The 14121-nt window shown below is 57.8% G+C and carries 14 protein-coding genes; 5 read left to right on the forward strand and 9 right to left on the reverse strand.

Annotated features, from left to right (window positions below; genetic code table 11):
• The first annotated feature begins 21 nt into the window (after window positions 1-21).
• The 5 genes from IB279_RS34720 (at window position 22) to IB279_RS34740 (ending at window position 5278) form a co-directional block, all read left to right on the forward strand.
• Window positions 22-1098: a substrate-binding domain-containing protein gene (locus IB279_RS34720; protein WP_192340889.1), complete on the forward strand. Its 1077-nt coding sequence runs from the start codon at window positions 22-24 to the stop codon at window positions 1096-1098.
• A 61-nt stretch (window positions 1099-1159) separates the two neighbouring features.
• On the forward strand, window positions 1160-2653 hold the full coding sequence (locus IB279_RS34725) for a sugar ABC transporter ATP-binding protein (protein WP_192341004.1): 1494 nt from the start codon (window positions 1160-1162) through the stop codon (window positions 2651-2653).
• Between the two features lie 16 nt (window positions 2654-2669).
• Window positions 2670-3641 carry an ABC transporter permease gene (locus IB279_RS34730; RefSeq protein WP_192340891.1) on the forward strand — a complete coding sequence of 324 codons (972 nt, stop codon included), beginning with the start codon at window positions 2670-2672 and terminating at the stop codon, window positions 3639-3641.
• Between the two features lie 2 nt (window positions 3642-3643).
• A complete protein-coding gene (locus IB279_RS34735; protein WP_192340893.1) occupies window positions 3644-4594 on the forward strand; it encodes an ABC transporter permease in 951 nt (316 codons plus the stop codon).
• A gap of 27 nt (window positions 4595-4621) precedes the next feature.
• On the forward strand, window positions 4622-5278 hold the full coding sequence (locus tag IB279_RS34740) for an SGNH/GDSL hydrolase family protein (RefSeq protein ID WP_192340895.1): 657 nt from the start codon (window positions 4622-4624) through the stop codon (window positions 5276-5278).
• A gap of 138 nt (window positions 5279-5416) precedes the next feature.
• Here IB279_RS34740 and IB279_RS34745 read toward each other — a convergent pair whose 3' ends face one another.
• Genes IB279_RS34745 through IB279_RS34780 form a run of 9 tightly spaced genes read right to left on the reverse strand, consistent with a single transcriptional unit; the run spans window position 5417 to window position 14005 of the window.
• Window positions 5417-6043: an SH3 domain-containing protein gene (locus tag IB279_RS34745; protein ID WP_246802248.1), complete on the reverse strand. Its 627-nt coding sequence runs from the start codon at window positions 6041-6043 to the stop codon at window positions 5417-5419.
• A gap of 42 nt (window positions 6044-6085) precedes the next feature.
• Window positions 6086-8002 carry a helix-hairpin-helix domain-containing protein gene (locus IB279_RS34750; protein ID WP_192340899.1) on the reverse strand — a complete coding sequence of 639 codons (1917 nt, stop codon included), beginning with the start codon at window positions 8000-8002 and terminating at the stop codon, window positions 6086-6088.
• Entirely contained in the window at window positions 7999-8784 is a 786-nt protein-coding gene (locus IB279_RS34755; protein WP_246802253.1) for a PP2C family serine/threonine-protein phosphatase, read from the reverse strand. The genes IB279_RS34750 and IB279_RS34755 overlap by 4 nt, the downstream gene beginning before the upstream one ends.
• Window positions 8766-9446 carry a VWA domain-containing protein gene (locus IB279_RS34760; RefSeq protein ID WP_192340903.1) on the reverse strand — a complete coding sequence of 227 codons (681 nt, stop codon included), beginning with the start codon at window positions 9444-9446 and terminating at the stop codon, window positions 8766-8768. Before IB279_RS34760 ends, IB279_RS34755 begins: the two co-directional genes overlap by 19 nt.
• Window positions 9447-9485: 39 nt before the next feature.
• Entirely contained in the window at window positions 9486-10094 is a 609-nt protein-coding gene (hxsA, locus tag IB279_RS34765) for a His-Xaa-Ser repeat protein HxsA (RefSeq protein WP_192340905.1), read from the reverse strand.
• Window positions 10091-11179, reverse strand: coding sequence for a His-Xaa-Ser system radical SAM maturase HxsC (gene hxsC, locus IB279_RS34770; protein ID WP_192340907.1), 1089 nt, complete (start codon window positions 11177-11179; stop codon window positions 10091-10093). The genes hxsA and hxsC overlap by 4 nt, the downstream gene beginning before the upstream one ends.
• Window positions 11176-12585 carry a His-Xaa-Ser system radical SAM maturase HxsB gene (gene hxsB, locus IB279_RS34775; protein ID WP_192340909.1) on the reverse strand — a complete coding sequence of 470 codons (1410 nt, stop codon included), beginning with the start codon at window positions 12583-12585 and terminating at the stop codon, window positions 11176-11178. The genes hxsC and hxsB overlap by 4 nt, the downstream gene beginning before the upstream one ends.
• Complete coding sequence (locus IB279_RS37020) at window positions 12566-12814, reverse strand: hypothetical protein (RefSeq protein WP_246802249.1); 249 nt, start codon at window positions 12812-12814, stop codon at window positions 12566-12568. Before IB279_RS37020 ends, hxsB begins: the two co-directional genes overlap by 20 nt.
• A gap of 45 nt (window positions 12815-12859) precedes the next feature.
• Window positions 12860-14005, reverse strand: a complete 1146-nt coding sequence (locus tag IB279_RS34780) for a hypothetical protein (RefSeq protein ID WP_192340911.1) — start codon at window positions 14003-14005, stop codon at window positions 12860-12862.
• Between the last annotated feature and the right edge of the window lie 116 nt (window positions 14006-14121).

The following is a 14121-nucleotide window of genomic DNA, read 5'->3' on the forward strand; positions in this document are numbered from 1 at the left end:
GCCTACTTTTGGAGGAGAAGTATGAGCAGCATCATCAGGAAAATCGGCCTATCGGTTCTGTTGGCCGGAGTGGTCTTCACAACGAACAGCCTGGCGCAGGAAGTCCCCCTGCTCGACGGTGTGACGACACGCGCGGACAACAACCCCAAGGTGGAAGAGGGCAAATACAAGAAAGACGCACCTTGGGTCATCGGAATGAGCAGCTTTGGTGTCAACGCCAATACTTGGACGGTGCAGGTGGCGCATGAGGCGCAGGCGGCCACCGACCGCGACAAGCGCATCACCAAGCTTATCCTACTCGATGCCGGCTTCGACCAGAAGAAGCAGGTTGCCGATATCGAGGACCTGATCGCACAAAAGGTGGATGCGATCATCGTCCAGCCGGTCACCTCGACTTCGGCCAATGCAAGTATCGAGAAGGCCGTCGCAGCGGGCATTCCGGTCGTACTGCACACCGGCCGCGTCGAGACCGAGGCTTATACGACGGAGATCCAGGGCGGCGCCGAGCATTTCGGCAAGGTCATGGGCGATTTCCTCGTCAAGGAACTTGGTGGCAAAGGCAACATCTGGGTGCTGCGCGGCCTTGCAGGTCATCCGGAGGATACGAACCGGTACAATGGCCTCAAACAGTCGCTCGAAGGCACCGAAATCAAAATCGCCGCCGAGGAGCACGGAGACTGGCAGTACGACAAGGCCAAGAAGGTCTGCGAGACGCTTTACCTCAATGACCCCGATGTCGACGGAATCTGGTCGTCGGGCGCGGACATGACACGCGCCTGCGTGGACGTCTTCAAGCAGTTCGGTGTCGCTATCCCGCCGATTTCCGGCGAGGGCAACAACGGTTTCTTCGGCCAATGGATCGCTGACGGTTTCAAGTCGGTCTCGTCGGAATACAGCCCCGCCCAGGGCGCAGCGGGCGTGCGCGCCGCCGTAGCACTTCTGGAGGGCAAGGCTCTTCATAAGCACTACGACTACAACCCGCCGGGCTGGGACCTCGAAAAGGTCAAAAAATACTACCGCGACGACCTGTCGGCCAATGTCTGGTGGCCGTCGGAACTCTCCGAAGAGCAGCTCAAAGAGTTTTACGCCAAGCAGTAGGCGGACCGAGCCGGGAGGCAGGCGTCCGCCTGCCTCTCGTTTATCTGGGGAGAGGAAATCCATGTCGCAACTCATTGAAATGGTGGGCATATCCAAGACTTTTGGCGGTAGCGTCGCGCTTCGCAGCGTGTCGCTTGCGCTGGCACCCGGCACTGTACATGCCTTGATGGGTGAAAACGGCGCCGGCAAATCGACGTTGATGAAGATCCTGGCCGGCGTGCACCAGCCGGACAGCGGCGAAATCCGCCGTGCGGGCCGGACCGCCAATTTCGCCAATCCGCGCGCCGCAATTGAAGCCGGCGTTTCGACGGTTTTTCAGGAGCTGTCGTTGCTTCCCAACATGACGATTGCAGAAAATATGTTCCTCGGTCGCGAACCTGCCGGCCGTCTGGGCGGCATTGATCGGCGGCGCATGCGCAAAGAGACGAAGGGCGCGCTCGGCCGCCTCGGTCTGACGCTCGATCCGGATACGCTGGTTTCGGAACTCTCAATCGCCGAACGGCAATTCGTCGAGATCGCCCACGGAATCGATGGGGACGCCGATGTCTTCATTCTTGATGAGCCGACGGCGGCATTGAACGCCGCCGATGTCGAAATCCTCAATAAGCATATCCGGGCACTACGCGAAGCCGGCAAGGCCATCGTCTATATCTCCCACCGCATGGACGAGATCTTTGCGATCTGCGACGTGGTGACTGTGCTGAAGGATGGTCAGCTGGTAGGCACCCGGCCGCTCTCGGAGATGACGCCCGCTTCAGTGATCGCGATGATGGTCGGGCGGGAACTGGAGGATCTTTTCCCGGAGCGGGGCGAGTGGACAGGTGCGCCGGCGCTCTCGGTATCCGGCTTGCGGCTTCAAGCAGATTCGCAGCCGTTCTCTTTCACAGTGAAGCAGGGCGAAATCGTTGGTTTCGCGGGACTGGAAGGACAGGGACAACAGAAGGCGCTGCGCGCGCTCGTCGGGCAGTTCACCCCAGTTGAGGGCACGGTGTCCCGGCGCGGTAAAACCATCCACCTTCCCGGACCAAAGGAAAGCGGCGTGCGGCGCTGGCAGGCGCTCGGGGGTGCCTTCGTGCCTGAAGATCGCAAGGATGAAGGCCTATTCCTCGGCCATTCCGTTGGCCGGAACATTGTTACGGCGCTGCATGCTTGCCAGCCGGCGCTGAAGGTGGCGAAGCGCTACGGTGCTGTAATCGCTGAGATGATGCGGCGGCTGAACGTCAAGGCGTCGGGGCCGTCAGCCGTCGTCGGCGCGCTCTCCGGCGGAAATCAGCAGAAGGTGCTGCTGGGCCGCTATCTAGCAACCGATGCCGACCTGCTCCTCATCGAGGAACCGACGCGCGGCGTGGATGTCGGCGCGAAGGCAGAAATCTACCGCATTCTACGGGACTTCGCGAAAGCCGGCGGCGCAGTGCTGGTGCTGTCGCGCGAGACGATCGAGTTAATCGGCCTCTGCGACCGCCTCTACGTGATTCACGGCAATTCGATCGTGTCGGAAATGTCGGCCGCGGATGCGACCGAGCACGGCATTCTCGATGCGGCGCTAAGCGCATAACGGACTGGAAAACCTGATGACACCTTCTTCGTCCACTTTCGGAAAACTGCTCACCGGCCGCAGCAGCCGGCAGGGCCTCTGGCTGCTTCCGCTCGTCATCGCGCTTGCCATGGCGCTGTGGCTTGCCGCCACGACCAGTCAATTCGGTGAGTGGAGCAATCTCGCCAATCTCGTCGCGCAGGGCATGCCGCTGCTGATTACGGCGGTCGGACAGATGTTCGTCGTGCTCGTGGGCGGCCTCGACCTCTCCATCGGCTCGGTAGTCAGCTTCACCACGGCCATCCTCGCGCTAGATCTGCCTGGCGTTGTCACCATCCCCGGCGTCTTCTTGCTTGCAGGCCTGATCGGCGCGACCAACGGCTACTGCGTCACACGGCTCAACGTGCACCCGATCGTCGCGACGCTTTCCATGCAGTATGTCGTGCTCGGCATCACCCGTGTGCTGCGCCCGGTCTCAGGCGGCACGGTGCCGGCTGGGGTGCGCTCGATGGTCGAGGGCTCGCTCTTCGGCCTGCCGCTGCCGGTTTTTTGGGGCCTTGTTACGATTGTCGTGGCCTGGAAGCTGCTTTACGGCTCGCGCTACGGCCTGCATCTTTTCGCCATCGGCGGTGGTATCGCTTCCGGATCGACCGATGCGGCGCGCAATTTTGGCATCCCTGCCAGCCGCAACATCCTACTTGCCTATGTCACCTGCTCGCTCTTCGCCGCCGGCGGCGGCGTGTTCCTCGCAGGCCGCATCATCTCGGGCGATCCGAATGTCGGCCTGTTGATGGAACTTGACGCCATCACGGCGGTCGCGATCGGCGGCACGCAGTTGTCCGGCGGCGTCGGCAGTTTGTATGGCACGGTCATCGGTGTCGCAGTGCTGGCATTGTTGTCCAACGGCATGAACCTGCTCAACGTCACGCCGTTCGTTCAGACGGCGATCAAGGGCATGTTGCTCATGGCCGTCGTCGCGCTCCAGTCGCGCAAGAAGATCGGACTCTGATCATGTCGGCTCTCGTCAACTCGACCGTTTTCCGGCGCATATCCAAGGTCCCGCCTTCTTACTACCTGCTCGTCGTGCTGCTGGTGATCCTCTTCATCGCGCGTCCGCAGATGCTCAACGCCAATGTGCTCGGCGTATTCGCACGCCAGGTGGTGCCGCTCGGCATTCTCGTGCTCGGCCAGCTTCTCGTGATGCGGGTGAAGTCGATCGACCTCTCCGGCGGCGGTATCATCGTTCTCATCAATTACTGCATCTCGTCCGGCATCTTCCCCGGCGCCTCGCTCGGTTTCTATGTTGTGCTGGCGCTTGCAGCCGGCCTTGTCATAGGTCTCTTCAACGGAGTGATGGTTGCCAAGCGCCGTGTTTCCGCGGTCATCGTCACACTGGCGCTCTCCATAGTGCTCGTCGGATTCGTGCAATATCTATCGAGTGGCAAGCCGCCGGGCGATGTTCCCAAAATCTTTGCAGAACTCTTCAATACCCGCTTTGCCGGTTTGCCGAGTCCCGTTCTCTTCTGGATCGCGCTCACTGCACTGATGGCGCTGCTACTGTCATGGACCGTTTTCGGCCGCTTCGTCGCTGCGGTTGGGGAAAGCATTCCGGCCGCCCATTTCTCTGGCGTCCCCGTGGAACGCACGGTGATCCTTGCTCACACGCTTGCTGGCCTAATGGCGGCCGTCGCTGCACTGGTCCAGACGGCGTCGATCGCCGTCGGCAGCGTGCGAGTAGGGCTCGACCTGCCGATCCTGTCGGTCGCCGCGACCATTCTTGGCGGAGTGGTCTTCGGGCGAGGCGAGGGGGGCGTCTGGGGGCCGTTCTTCGGCGTGCTCTGCTTCGCCTTCCTCTTTGTCGTGATGACGATGTTCGGCGTCGGCGATGCGGGAAAACTCGTCGCTCAGGGTCTGATCATCCTGTTCGCGGCCATCTTCTACGGCCTTCGCGCCGGCAAATGACACAGCAGCCACTAAAGGAGGAAATAAATGGCGGAAAAGCGCTCAATCCTGTGCTTTGGAGATTCTTTGACTTGGGGGTGGATTCCCGTGAGGGAATCCGCACCTACATTGCGCTACCCCTTTGATCAACGCTGGACCGGGGCTATGGCCAAAAGGCTTGGCGATGGCTACTATGTCATCGAGGAGGGGCTCAGTGCCCGCACCACCAGCCTCGACGATCCGAACGATCCGCGACTGAACGGCAGCGCCTACCTACCCGCAGCAATCGCCAGCCATCTGCCGCTCGACCTGGTCATTATTATGCTGGGGACGAACGATACGAAATCCTATTTCCGCCGCGCGCCCTATGAGATTGCTAACGGCATGGGAAAGTTGGTCGGCCAGGTGCTGACATCGGCCGGCGGCGTGGGTACACCCTATCCAGCCCCGAGGGTTCTGGTCGTCGCCCCGCCACCGCTCGCGCCGATGCCCGATCCTTGGTTCGAGGGCATGTTCGGCGGTGGTTATGAGAAATCGACGCAGCTCGCCGGCCTTTATAAGGCGCTTGCCGAGTTCACGAAAGTCGAGTTCCTCGCCGCCGGCGACCACGTTGCCACCGACGGCGTCGACGGCATTCATTTTTCCGCCGAAACCAACATCAAGCTAGGGCACGCCATCGCGGATAAGGTCGCGGCGTTGTTCTGAGCGAAGCCACTCCGGCGCCTCCCTTGCCGGAGCGGCACTTGCTTCACGAGTTGCCCTCCCTCTGTAAGACGAACAGCTGGGCCTGCCGTTCGAATCTGATAAAGGCGGACAGTTACCTGGCTTCCGCCCAGAATGTCGCTAATTCATGGTTCTTGAAATGTAAGTCCCATTGACCCAGCCCTGACGGCCAGCTGCATCGCGCACGTGCAGCCAGCCATTCTCTTGCTCGAGAAGAACGACCGTTATGCCGGTGGCCAGGACGTCGACAACAAGGTAGTTTGCAGCAGGGCCTTCGCGCATGTTTAGGTTCGTGGTCGTAACACCCGTACCAAGGCCGGACGGGCCGGCATCATTGTTCGGCGATGTTTGCGCACTCAAATCGAAAATCGTCGGGTCTGACTGTATTTCCCGGGTTTGCAGCGATGGCACAGGGACATTTGGAATGGGTTGTTCGACTTGGTCAGCAGTCGAAGCCGAAGGCATAGCGAGCGCGATCTGAGCGGCCGCGTCGAATGACGCCTTAAACTCGGCATTTATGTCTTTGAACTGGCGTTCAACCAGAGGAACTTGGGGCGTGGTTGCATTTGTGTTTGTGTTTCCTTGCTCAACTTCGACCGGCTGCGGCATTCCAGACGAATTCGACATTTGTTCTGTCGTTCTGCTCATAGGTAGGGTTGGTTCAATGCGGCTGACTTCGAATCCCGATGAAGCAGCGCGCTTCGGTTTTGCCGACAAATTCGCAAGCACCGTTGCCGACACTGTCATGCCCACAATGATCCAGAAGTTTCGGTAAGTGGCTGACATGGATCAAATTGTACCCATGTCTACCTGGACCTGCATTAGCCTTTGGTAGGCGTCGATCAGCCCTTGAGGCGGTGACTTCACAAGCGTGCGCGCGTCGTCGGCCAAACGGCGAAGTTCATCAGGCGCTCGATTAAGTTCTCTTTCGAACTCGGCGCGCTTTTTTCCGATTTCGGTCTTGATCTGCTGAATCGCCTGCGGGTCCGTCGGAATAGCATTGTTGAAGACGAACTTGCGCTCGACCGAGCGCGCCCACCCCATGACGTCTGCAGCGAGCGATGGGCCAAAGCCCGGCACATTGGTGATTGGGCGCTGCATGACATCCCACGCATCTTCGAAGCCAAAGGACGCCAGCGTTGCCTTGCGACCGGCCCCTATCTTAGGGATCTTCGCGCGCTCGATCAGATGCGATTCCATGTGTTTCTGCATCTGGAGTTGACGCTTTTTCTGTTCCAGCGCCTTCAATTTTGCTTGCTCCTGCGCAGGCAACTCTGAATGAGCTGTGGCTACACCGAGGTAGTGACTCCTTCGTTCTTCGAACTTCTCGGGCCCCGCATGCGCTATCCATTTCTTCCTCTCGGCCTCCCAACCCGACTGGGCGCTCGCATGATCGGTGGCAAATGCTCGCTTCAAATCTAGAGAGCGAAGGGTCACGAAGCCGGCCCCGGCTACAAGCGCGGACCCCCAAAAGCCCTGAACTGAAGTGGTCAGGTAGAGCCCGATGATAATCGCGACAATTCCAGCGACGACAGTAACGGTTCTCTTGGACCGGGCCTGCTGACCCGCGGGGGACACCGTCAGACTCAAAACTGGCTCAACAATTCTCTCGGGCTCGGGGGGCTTCCCGGGGGCTGGTATGCCACGGATTGCCGTGAGGAGTTGGCCGATATCCATAATTGGGGCCGTGGGGGAATACTGCGCGACGAACAGAGAGCGCCCCATCGACCGCTCAATCGAGCACCAGGGGCATGAACTGAGACTGCCTGCATATGAATGAGCCCGATCGGCGGCGCACGTCTTAAGTCCAGCTTCGACTGAAGTCAGCAATGCCACCCATTCCGAGGCGAGTGGCCGCCCGTTGATATCCTTCGGAGGCAAACGGAAAGCTGTTTCGAAAGCGCGGCCCAGGTCCTTCCCGTAATTGTCCAGCCCCGGGACATAGGGCGGCGGCTCCATCATTGTTTCAGCGCGGCGTTCGCTATAGGCAAAGCGGCCTTCTCCAATGGCCTTTCGGATATCCATATCGCCGTTGCCGCGATAGCGTCCTGCGAACGGATGACGTCCAAGATACAGTAACTGGAAAAGAAGTACCGCTAACCCAAAGTTATCGTGGTTGGGCATTCGGTCCGTTTTGTCGAGCAGTGCTCCCTGGAGCTCCGGAGGAGTATATTCCGGAACGCCGACCAAACATCGGTAGAGTTTTGATTGTGATCGGAATTGAAACGAGTCGCTGTCGATGAGGGTGACAAGCGCTTTCTCAGAAACGAGGACGCCGGAATGGTTGATATCACCGATCACACATCCCATCGCGTGCACACTCGCGATCGCTCGCGCCAGGTTAATTGCGGATCTGACGAGGAAGTTCGCATCGGCTGTCGGAAACTCAGTCTTGCGACTTGCCGGCCCATAAAGATCGTGAACGCTTTTGAAGCCGTCCACCTTATTCATTGTGAAGCCCAGGAACTCGCCCCGTTGCGATTTCAGGGTATCGACCGGAAATGCGACGAAAGACGTGGTCTGATGTAGACGAGCCGAAACCATTGCTTCGACTTTTTCCCTGCGCTCGTCGGCCTTTCCGCGAAGATAAATCTTCGCAACCAGATCGGGCGCCTCGACGATGTGGTGGACAGCACCCTCTCCACCTTTCGCGAGAAGGTTCCCCAGCGTCAATCGCCGACCATCGGATGACACGATGACTGTCATATCCTGACGCCAAGGATTAGCGATTTGTCGTCGTCGGTGCGCTCGCATACGCTTGGACTTTCGAGGTAGTCTTTCAATGCCGCGGAGAGATTCTTGTCCAGACCCTCAACATTTGAGCCTTTCAAGGGTGCTAGCATCCGATTGAAAAATGGAGCGTGTGCCGATCTGGTGGCTTGTTCAAGTACAAGACGTTCGATGCCGTCGGAAAACAAGGCGAACTCGTCAATGGCCTCGCCTATCCGCAGATAGCTGAGCTTTGGTTGCGGATCGTCGGTCACAAATGTTGTCGTCGATGCGTATTCACCATGATAGGGCCAGGAAGGCACCTCCCATTCGTCCGACCGCCGCTTCTTCCACACTGCCGCACCATCGCCGATATGGATCACGATCGACGAATGTGGGCCTGCGATTATGGCCACCAACGTCGACGCGAAGTCCCGCGGCCGCAGTGCCATGGAGTTCGCTCTGGCATTTACCGCCTCGCGGATCTCATCGAGCCAGTTCCAGACATCTTCTTCGACCAATTCTTCAATGGGCTTTGTTGTCAGAAACTCCCGGCACGCCCGAAGAAACGAAAGACATATCAGCTTGGACCCGGCGTCCGCGTGTGACGCACTGCCTGCTCCGTCCGAGACGACCGCGGTCATAATCGGTCCCTCTGGTCGCATGAAAAGCTTTGCGCCCGCGAAGTCCTGGCACGCGGTGTTCGTCCTTACATGCGAGGTGCCAATGGAGCGTGCGCCTGCCCATCGCCAGCTGTTGGTCATGCAATCGATGCCCATCCGTCCGGCGTAGCCGGATTTGCCAGCGGAACCGCATCCCCTGGATTCGAGTGGGATACCGAGCCAAGCGAGCTTGATAGCCACGAGAACAGATCCCGAAAACGCAGTTCCTTCAGCGCCAAAGGCTGCCTAACCGAAATCTGCGACAGGATTTCCATATTGGCTCCCTGTACACCGACTGCAAAGAATGAAAATGCCTTCTCGGCTTCGCCGGCCTTCACGACGCTGGCAGCGTCGTGCCAGGCGTCAGTTGGGGCCCCATCCGTGATGAGAAAGACCCAGGGCCGATAGTAAGAGATCCCGTTTTGTTTGTAGGAGTTCTTTCTCTGTCGGAGTATCTCGAGTCCGGTTTCGATCGCGCGGCCCATCGGAGTGTCGCCTTGCGACGAAAGCTCAGGCGGGTTCCACTGGTGGATGCCTTCGAAGTCGTTCGCGACCGAAACCGGCCCGAACGTAACGATGCCTACTTCGACCCTTTTGGCAGCCAGGGAATCCGCGTAGAGCTCGTCTCTGAATTGGACCAGCCCCTCGTTCAACTCCTTCAGTGGCGCTCCTCGCATCGAACCTGAGACATCGAGGAGCAGAAGGCAGGGGCACCGCGGTTCTGGGTTTTCGACGAACTCTGCGCCTTCGAAGGGTTGCTGCTCAAACGGGTTGACCATGGTCTGTTCTTTCAAAAACCGTTGGGATTGGTGGATCGATTAATTCGCGACGATGCCGAAAGTATTGAGCACGTCGGGCGTGATCGTTCCGGTGACCTTGAGATTGTAGTCGGTCTGCATCGCTAGAAGCGCTTTCTTGCAGGCGGGGCCGACTTGGCCATCAATCAAGCCTTCGTAGTAGCCATAGGCGGTGAGAGCTGTCTGGACCTGCATAACGATGCGCTTGAATTTCGCGGTATTTCCCGGAAGAGTTTTGAGCGGCGTGGCTGTCACCGGATCGGAATTGACCGGATAAGTAGGTGTCGCCGAGACCGTGGGTTGGGTAGCAAACGAACCAGACGGTGCTGTGTATACTGTAGAAGGAGCTGTGTAGACCGTGGATGGTGGCGAGTAGACTGGCGCACTGCGTCTGTATGTGTAGCCACCGCCGCTGCTTGATCGGTGGCTTGAATGGGAGCTATGTGAGCGGTGGGAGCTATGTGATCGATGCCCGGCGAGCGTGAATATGTGCTTCAGCCTAAGGCGCTCCAGCACCGAAGTCCCGGGATCTTTCTTGGAAACAACCTCGCCAATGGGCATCGCATCAGATTTCGATGGCAAAAAGCCCGCCACCAGAAGTGACGGGATCATAAACAGGCGAGATTTCATAATGGCCCCAGAAATGCAAACCCCTCGGCGTGACTATACCATTGAAAAAAACCACCACAAGTTTCTTTGGCGCGGCAATTCAAACAGAAGTCTAGGTATTTTCTCTTCCAATCCGAGATCGTTGAGGGCGCAAAATCCTGGTAAGCGGGCGGTACTGAACACAGTGGAAAATTATAGAGTGAAGCCTTGAGGCCGCGTGCCGTTACGATATCGACCGCCCGAGCGATCTGGTCGAAATCGCTGGACGTGTCCCGAAACGTGTCTTTCCAGTTCATCCGGGCATAACCGATCCGCTCCAGCTGCATGATGGCCCAGACCGTCAAGAAGTTGAGGCGGGTGGAGACGTAGTCTGCCAGGGCTGGAAGATCCTGCCAGTTCTGTTGCATGACGACCGTTCGCAGCTCGAGGGAAGCCCCCGCACGCATCAGGATCGATAATCCCTGTTCGAGGTTGGCGAAAGCTCCCGGTTTGCCCACGATCCGATCGTGAGTTTCAGGTGTGGCTGAATAGAGCGGAACGCCCCAGAGCACGCGTTCGTGGTCTAGCCGCTGCAGTCTTTGTAGGTCTGCTCGGGAAAAATGCTGCGCGTTGGTCAATACATGAAATCCGACGTCGGGACGCCGCGCCTTCACTTCTTCAAGCATGCCAAAGAGCCGCTCCTTATGAAGCAAGGGTTCACCGCCTGAAACGCCAATCATTGCACCCTGCGGGGCAAGTGACGCAGCCAAGGTGAACTGCTCAAAGAGATCGGCGTGATACTTCTTGGGAGGTTGCGAGCACATCACACAAAGCTGGTCGCATTGCTCGGTCACCAGAAGCGTATTGTGCGCCGAACCGGCGCGGATGAGGCGATGCGCCGTTGTTTCGCCTGGCAGCATCATCAGGACGTCGCCGTCTATGACTTCATCGGAAACCCCATAAACGCCAAAGGAGAAGCCATTGAGGTCATATTCGCGGCGATCAGATCCCACGTCGGCAAGGACCGCGTCATGATCTGTCCGCGCGGGTGACCCCTGCGCTTGCAGGCGCACGACCAAAGGCTCGTCGATCGGTAACGGGTCGACCTTCAGGCGCAGGCTGATCATTGATGAACCTTGGCAAGAAGCGGATCGAAGTGAGGCGTACCCGCCCAAAGCGCCAGCGTCTTTTTGACCTTCGGATCATCCGAATAGATCATCGCAAAAACCCTGTCGAAGATAGATGTATGGCGCTGACAGAAGTCAGTAAGATGCTTCGGCATATCGATCCGCCCATACCGTGAAATGTCATCGACCAGATCAATCCCGCAAAAGGCTTGGTAGGGGCAGTGCACGCAATCAGGGTGGAAGTTGTTGAGCGCTTCAGCGTTCAGGCGATCGATCGTGTCCGCCGAGATCCCGCTGAAGACATCTCCCATGGACAGATCGAATTGACCGATGCGAGTGACCATCCGCGCTTCATCGGTCGGGTATATCTTTCCGTCATAGTCGATCACTACGTAGCCTTGCCCGACGATATTGGGATTGCGGAGATCCACGTGACCGTTATGACCGGACCTCAGCACCCGTCGAAGGCAATGGACGAAATAGTACTCTTCGATTGGGACCGCAGAGGACCAATTGTGTTCGACGAGTGCGTCGATGAAAGCGGTATGATATCTGTTCCAGACGTCAGCGCTTCCGCGTGCGTCGAACTTCTTTCTCGCGAAGCCCTGGTAGTTTACGGGTCGCAGGTAGATGGATCGAATGTCATAGCTGAGGAAGGTCTCGATGACGTCCTGCGGCGAGGGCGCATTGTGCGGGTCGATCGTTGGCAAGGCGGAGATTTTTTCCGACCCCAGTCGGCCCACCGCGAAATCGAGATTTGAGAAGAATTGGTCCGTCTTGCCCGGCACGATTGTCCGCTGCTTTTGATGCGTTATGCGATTGCCGTCCAAAGACGTGCTGACAAAAACGTCGCCTCGTCCGAGTAGATCCCAGGCCGAGTTGCTGACCTCCTGCAGATTTGTACAAATTACGAACTCGCAGGCATCAAATCGTTGCCTGCAGAAATCACGAATCCTCTCAATGACGTCGAGGCGCAAGAGAGGCTCGCCGCCCTGGAACTCGACCTTGATCTTCCTGGTCGAGAGAGAGCCGAGAAATCCGATAACCGCTTCAAGTGTGAAGTCGTCCCAGTCGAAGCCTGGAGTAGCTTCGTTGACACGCGAAACTTGGCAATAGCCGCAGGCCAAGTTGCATCTGAGCGTAGGGACCAGAATGACATAGTCCATTTCTCGCGGCAGGTAGAGCCGCTCAGCAAAACGGTACTCGAAACCCGAATATGCCAGATCACCGACGGCATTGTAGGCGTGGCCGTTCCCACTCAGGAATGCGAGATCGCCGGATGTCAATTGATCGAACGCATAGCGGTGCAAGAAGGCATGGTCGGACTTAAAGTATCCGCCGGCGTCGTCCGCGAAGAGGAGGAGACCATCGTGATGTGGCCGGAATTTAAGCGGAACGACTGACAAATCCCGTCACCCCTTCTATCAGCATTGTCCGAAGCGGCAACGTTTCGGTGTAGATCTTCTGCCGATAAAGGCAAAACATGAAATCCTGCACGAGTGCGGTCATTCGGTCATTGGAGGTCGTCAGTGTCACCGACTGCTCGCTTATACTCAGATGGACGTCCGGATAAAGATAGTGAAACCGAGCAGCTGCGTCCGCCAACCAAGGACAGAGTTCGGGTTCGATGGCCAAAGTTCTCTCGTAGTCTGCACGATCCATTGATGGTGCGCCTTCCAGTCAGTTTCGAAGATTCTGGGCGATCGAGTTGTAGCACGCCTCCGTCGGCCCGACATCGTGCTCGAGCAAGGAAGTCCATTCACCCTCATCCATCGTCAAGAACTGCATGTGGCATTTGGAAGCCGCACCTCTTGCCCATTGGGCGACCAACAGCCGACTGTCGATCTGGTATTTAAGGTCGAGATAATGGGCCGCCTGGTCATCGATGGGAATGCGCGAAACCTCGCCAGTCCTGACGCTCGCAACATAGGCGATGGAGCATCCTGTGCCGCAGCCCACTTGGATCACGGCATATTCGCCGGCGAAGGTCGGGCCGCTCGCCATGCCTTCCGAGATTCGAGTTTGGAAGTTCCGTGCCGAGGCATCCGTGAAATATGGGGCGTTGATCGGCCCATTGTAGATACGATGCACCGGAAGCTGTGAGGGGGAGATGCGCGAGAGCGAAATTTGCCGTTTCACACCGGCTGGCGAGTTTACATTTACCCACATGATGGGTGCGTAATCCACATCGTAGACGAGCTCGTTCCCTCGTGCACCCTTCAAATAGTCGATGTCTGAGATTACGGTTGACTCCAGTAACGCCACACCTTCGAGGTGAGCGTACATGTCTTCACCGAACCGCTGCTTCAACTCACGTAGGGAGGATGCGGATATTTTGGAGACAAACGAGGCGATGGTTTTGGTCCCCTGCACCTCGTAAGAGCTGACAATAGTCACTCCACCATCCGGTGCAGCGGTTGCGGGCGCGACGCCTGTGAAGAGCAAGCCCTTGCTACCAAAAAGAGAACGTACTTCGGAGAGGCTTGTTTTTCCGAATTCAAATTTCCCAAACTGCCCCGATGCTCCAGGCTGAGAAAGCCGCCGGGTGGCTTCAATTTGGACGATCTTCTTTGACCCGTTTTGGTAGGTCGCCGTCACATCGATTCCGTTGGGGCTGGGGAGCTGGAGGATCGTGTATTCGGCTGTAGGCTTTGACGAAGCAACTTGCTGGTCAGCCACAAATTTGGAAGCGTCTTCGCCGACCGCATGGCCTGCAACAGTCTGAGCGTGGGATGGGGAGAAAGTGACGATTGCACTGACGCAGGCGCCTAACGCTACGAATGGGAGGCAAGCGAATTTGGCCCATCCAATGTTCTTCGATCTCATCGCTCAGTAAGTCCACAGTGACATGCAATTCCTCCAGCAATGTTATCGCCGACCCGAAGGAATTGTAATCGCTCAAGACAAAGTTGCAACGCAAGACCGTTCCTCCTCTCAGCCGG

Origin of the sequence: Ensifer sp. ENS06 (assembly GCF_014852205.1) — a bacterium.
Lineage (GTDB): Bacteria > Pseudomonadota > Alphaproteobacteria > Rhizobiales > Rhizobiaceae > Ensifer > Ensifer adhaerens.

What these genes read in the sequence shown, in the direction of transcription:
- IB279_RS34720 (WP_192340889.1), top strand. Translation starts at nt 22, where the DNA reads ATGAGCAGCATCATCAGGAAAATCGGCCTATCGGTTCTGTTGGCCGGA.
- IB279_RS34725 (WP_192341004.1), top strand. Translation starts at nt 1,160, where the DNA reads ATGTCGCAACTCATTGAAATGGTGGGCATATCCAAGACTTTTGGCGGT.
- IB279_RS34730 (WP_192340891.1), top strand. Translation starts at nt 2,670, where the DNA reads ATGACACCTTCTTCGTCCACTTTCGGAAAACTGCTCACCGGCCGCAGC.
- IB279_RS34735 (WP_192340893.1), top strand. Translation starts at nt 3,644, where the DNA reads ATGTCGGCTCTCGTCAACTCGACCGTTTTCCGGCGCATATCCAAGGTC.
- IB279_RS34740 (WP_192340895.1), top strand. Translation starts at nt 4,622, where the DNA reads ATGGCGGAAAAGCGCTCAATCCTGTGCTTTGGAGATTCTTTGACTTGG.
- IB279_RS34745 (WP_246802248.1), bottom strand. Translation starts at nt 6,043, where the DNA reads ATGACAGTGTCGGCAACGGTGCTTGCGAATTTGTCGGCAAAACCGAAG.
- IB279_RS34750 (WP_192340899.1), bottom strand. Translation starts at nt 8,002, where the DNA reads ATGACAGTCATCGTGTCATCCGATGGTCGGCGATTGACGCTGGGGAAC.
- IB279_RS34755 (WP_246802253.1), bottom strand. Translation starts at nt 8,784, where the DNA reads ATGGGCATCGATTGCATGACCAACAGCTGGCGATGGGCAGGCGCACGC.
- IB279_RS34760 (WP_192340903.1), bottom strand. Translation starts at nt 9,446, where the DNA reads ATGGTCAACCCGTTTGAGCAGCAACCCTTCGAAGGCGCAGAGTTCGTC.
- hxsA (WP_192340905.1), bottom strand. Translation starts at nt 10,094, where the DNA reads ATGAAATCTCGCCTGTTTATGATCCCGTCACTTCTGGTGGCGGGCTTT.
- hxsC (WP_192340907.1), bottom strand. Translation starts at nt 11,179, where the DNA reads ATGATCAGCCTGCGCCTGAAGGTCGACCCGTTACCGATCGACGAGCCT.
- IB279_RS34780 (WP_192340911.1), bottom strand. Translation starts at nt 14,005, where the DNA reads ATGAGATCGAAGAACATTGGATGGGCCAAATTCGCTTGCCTCCCATTC.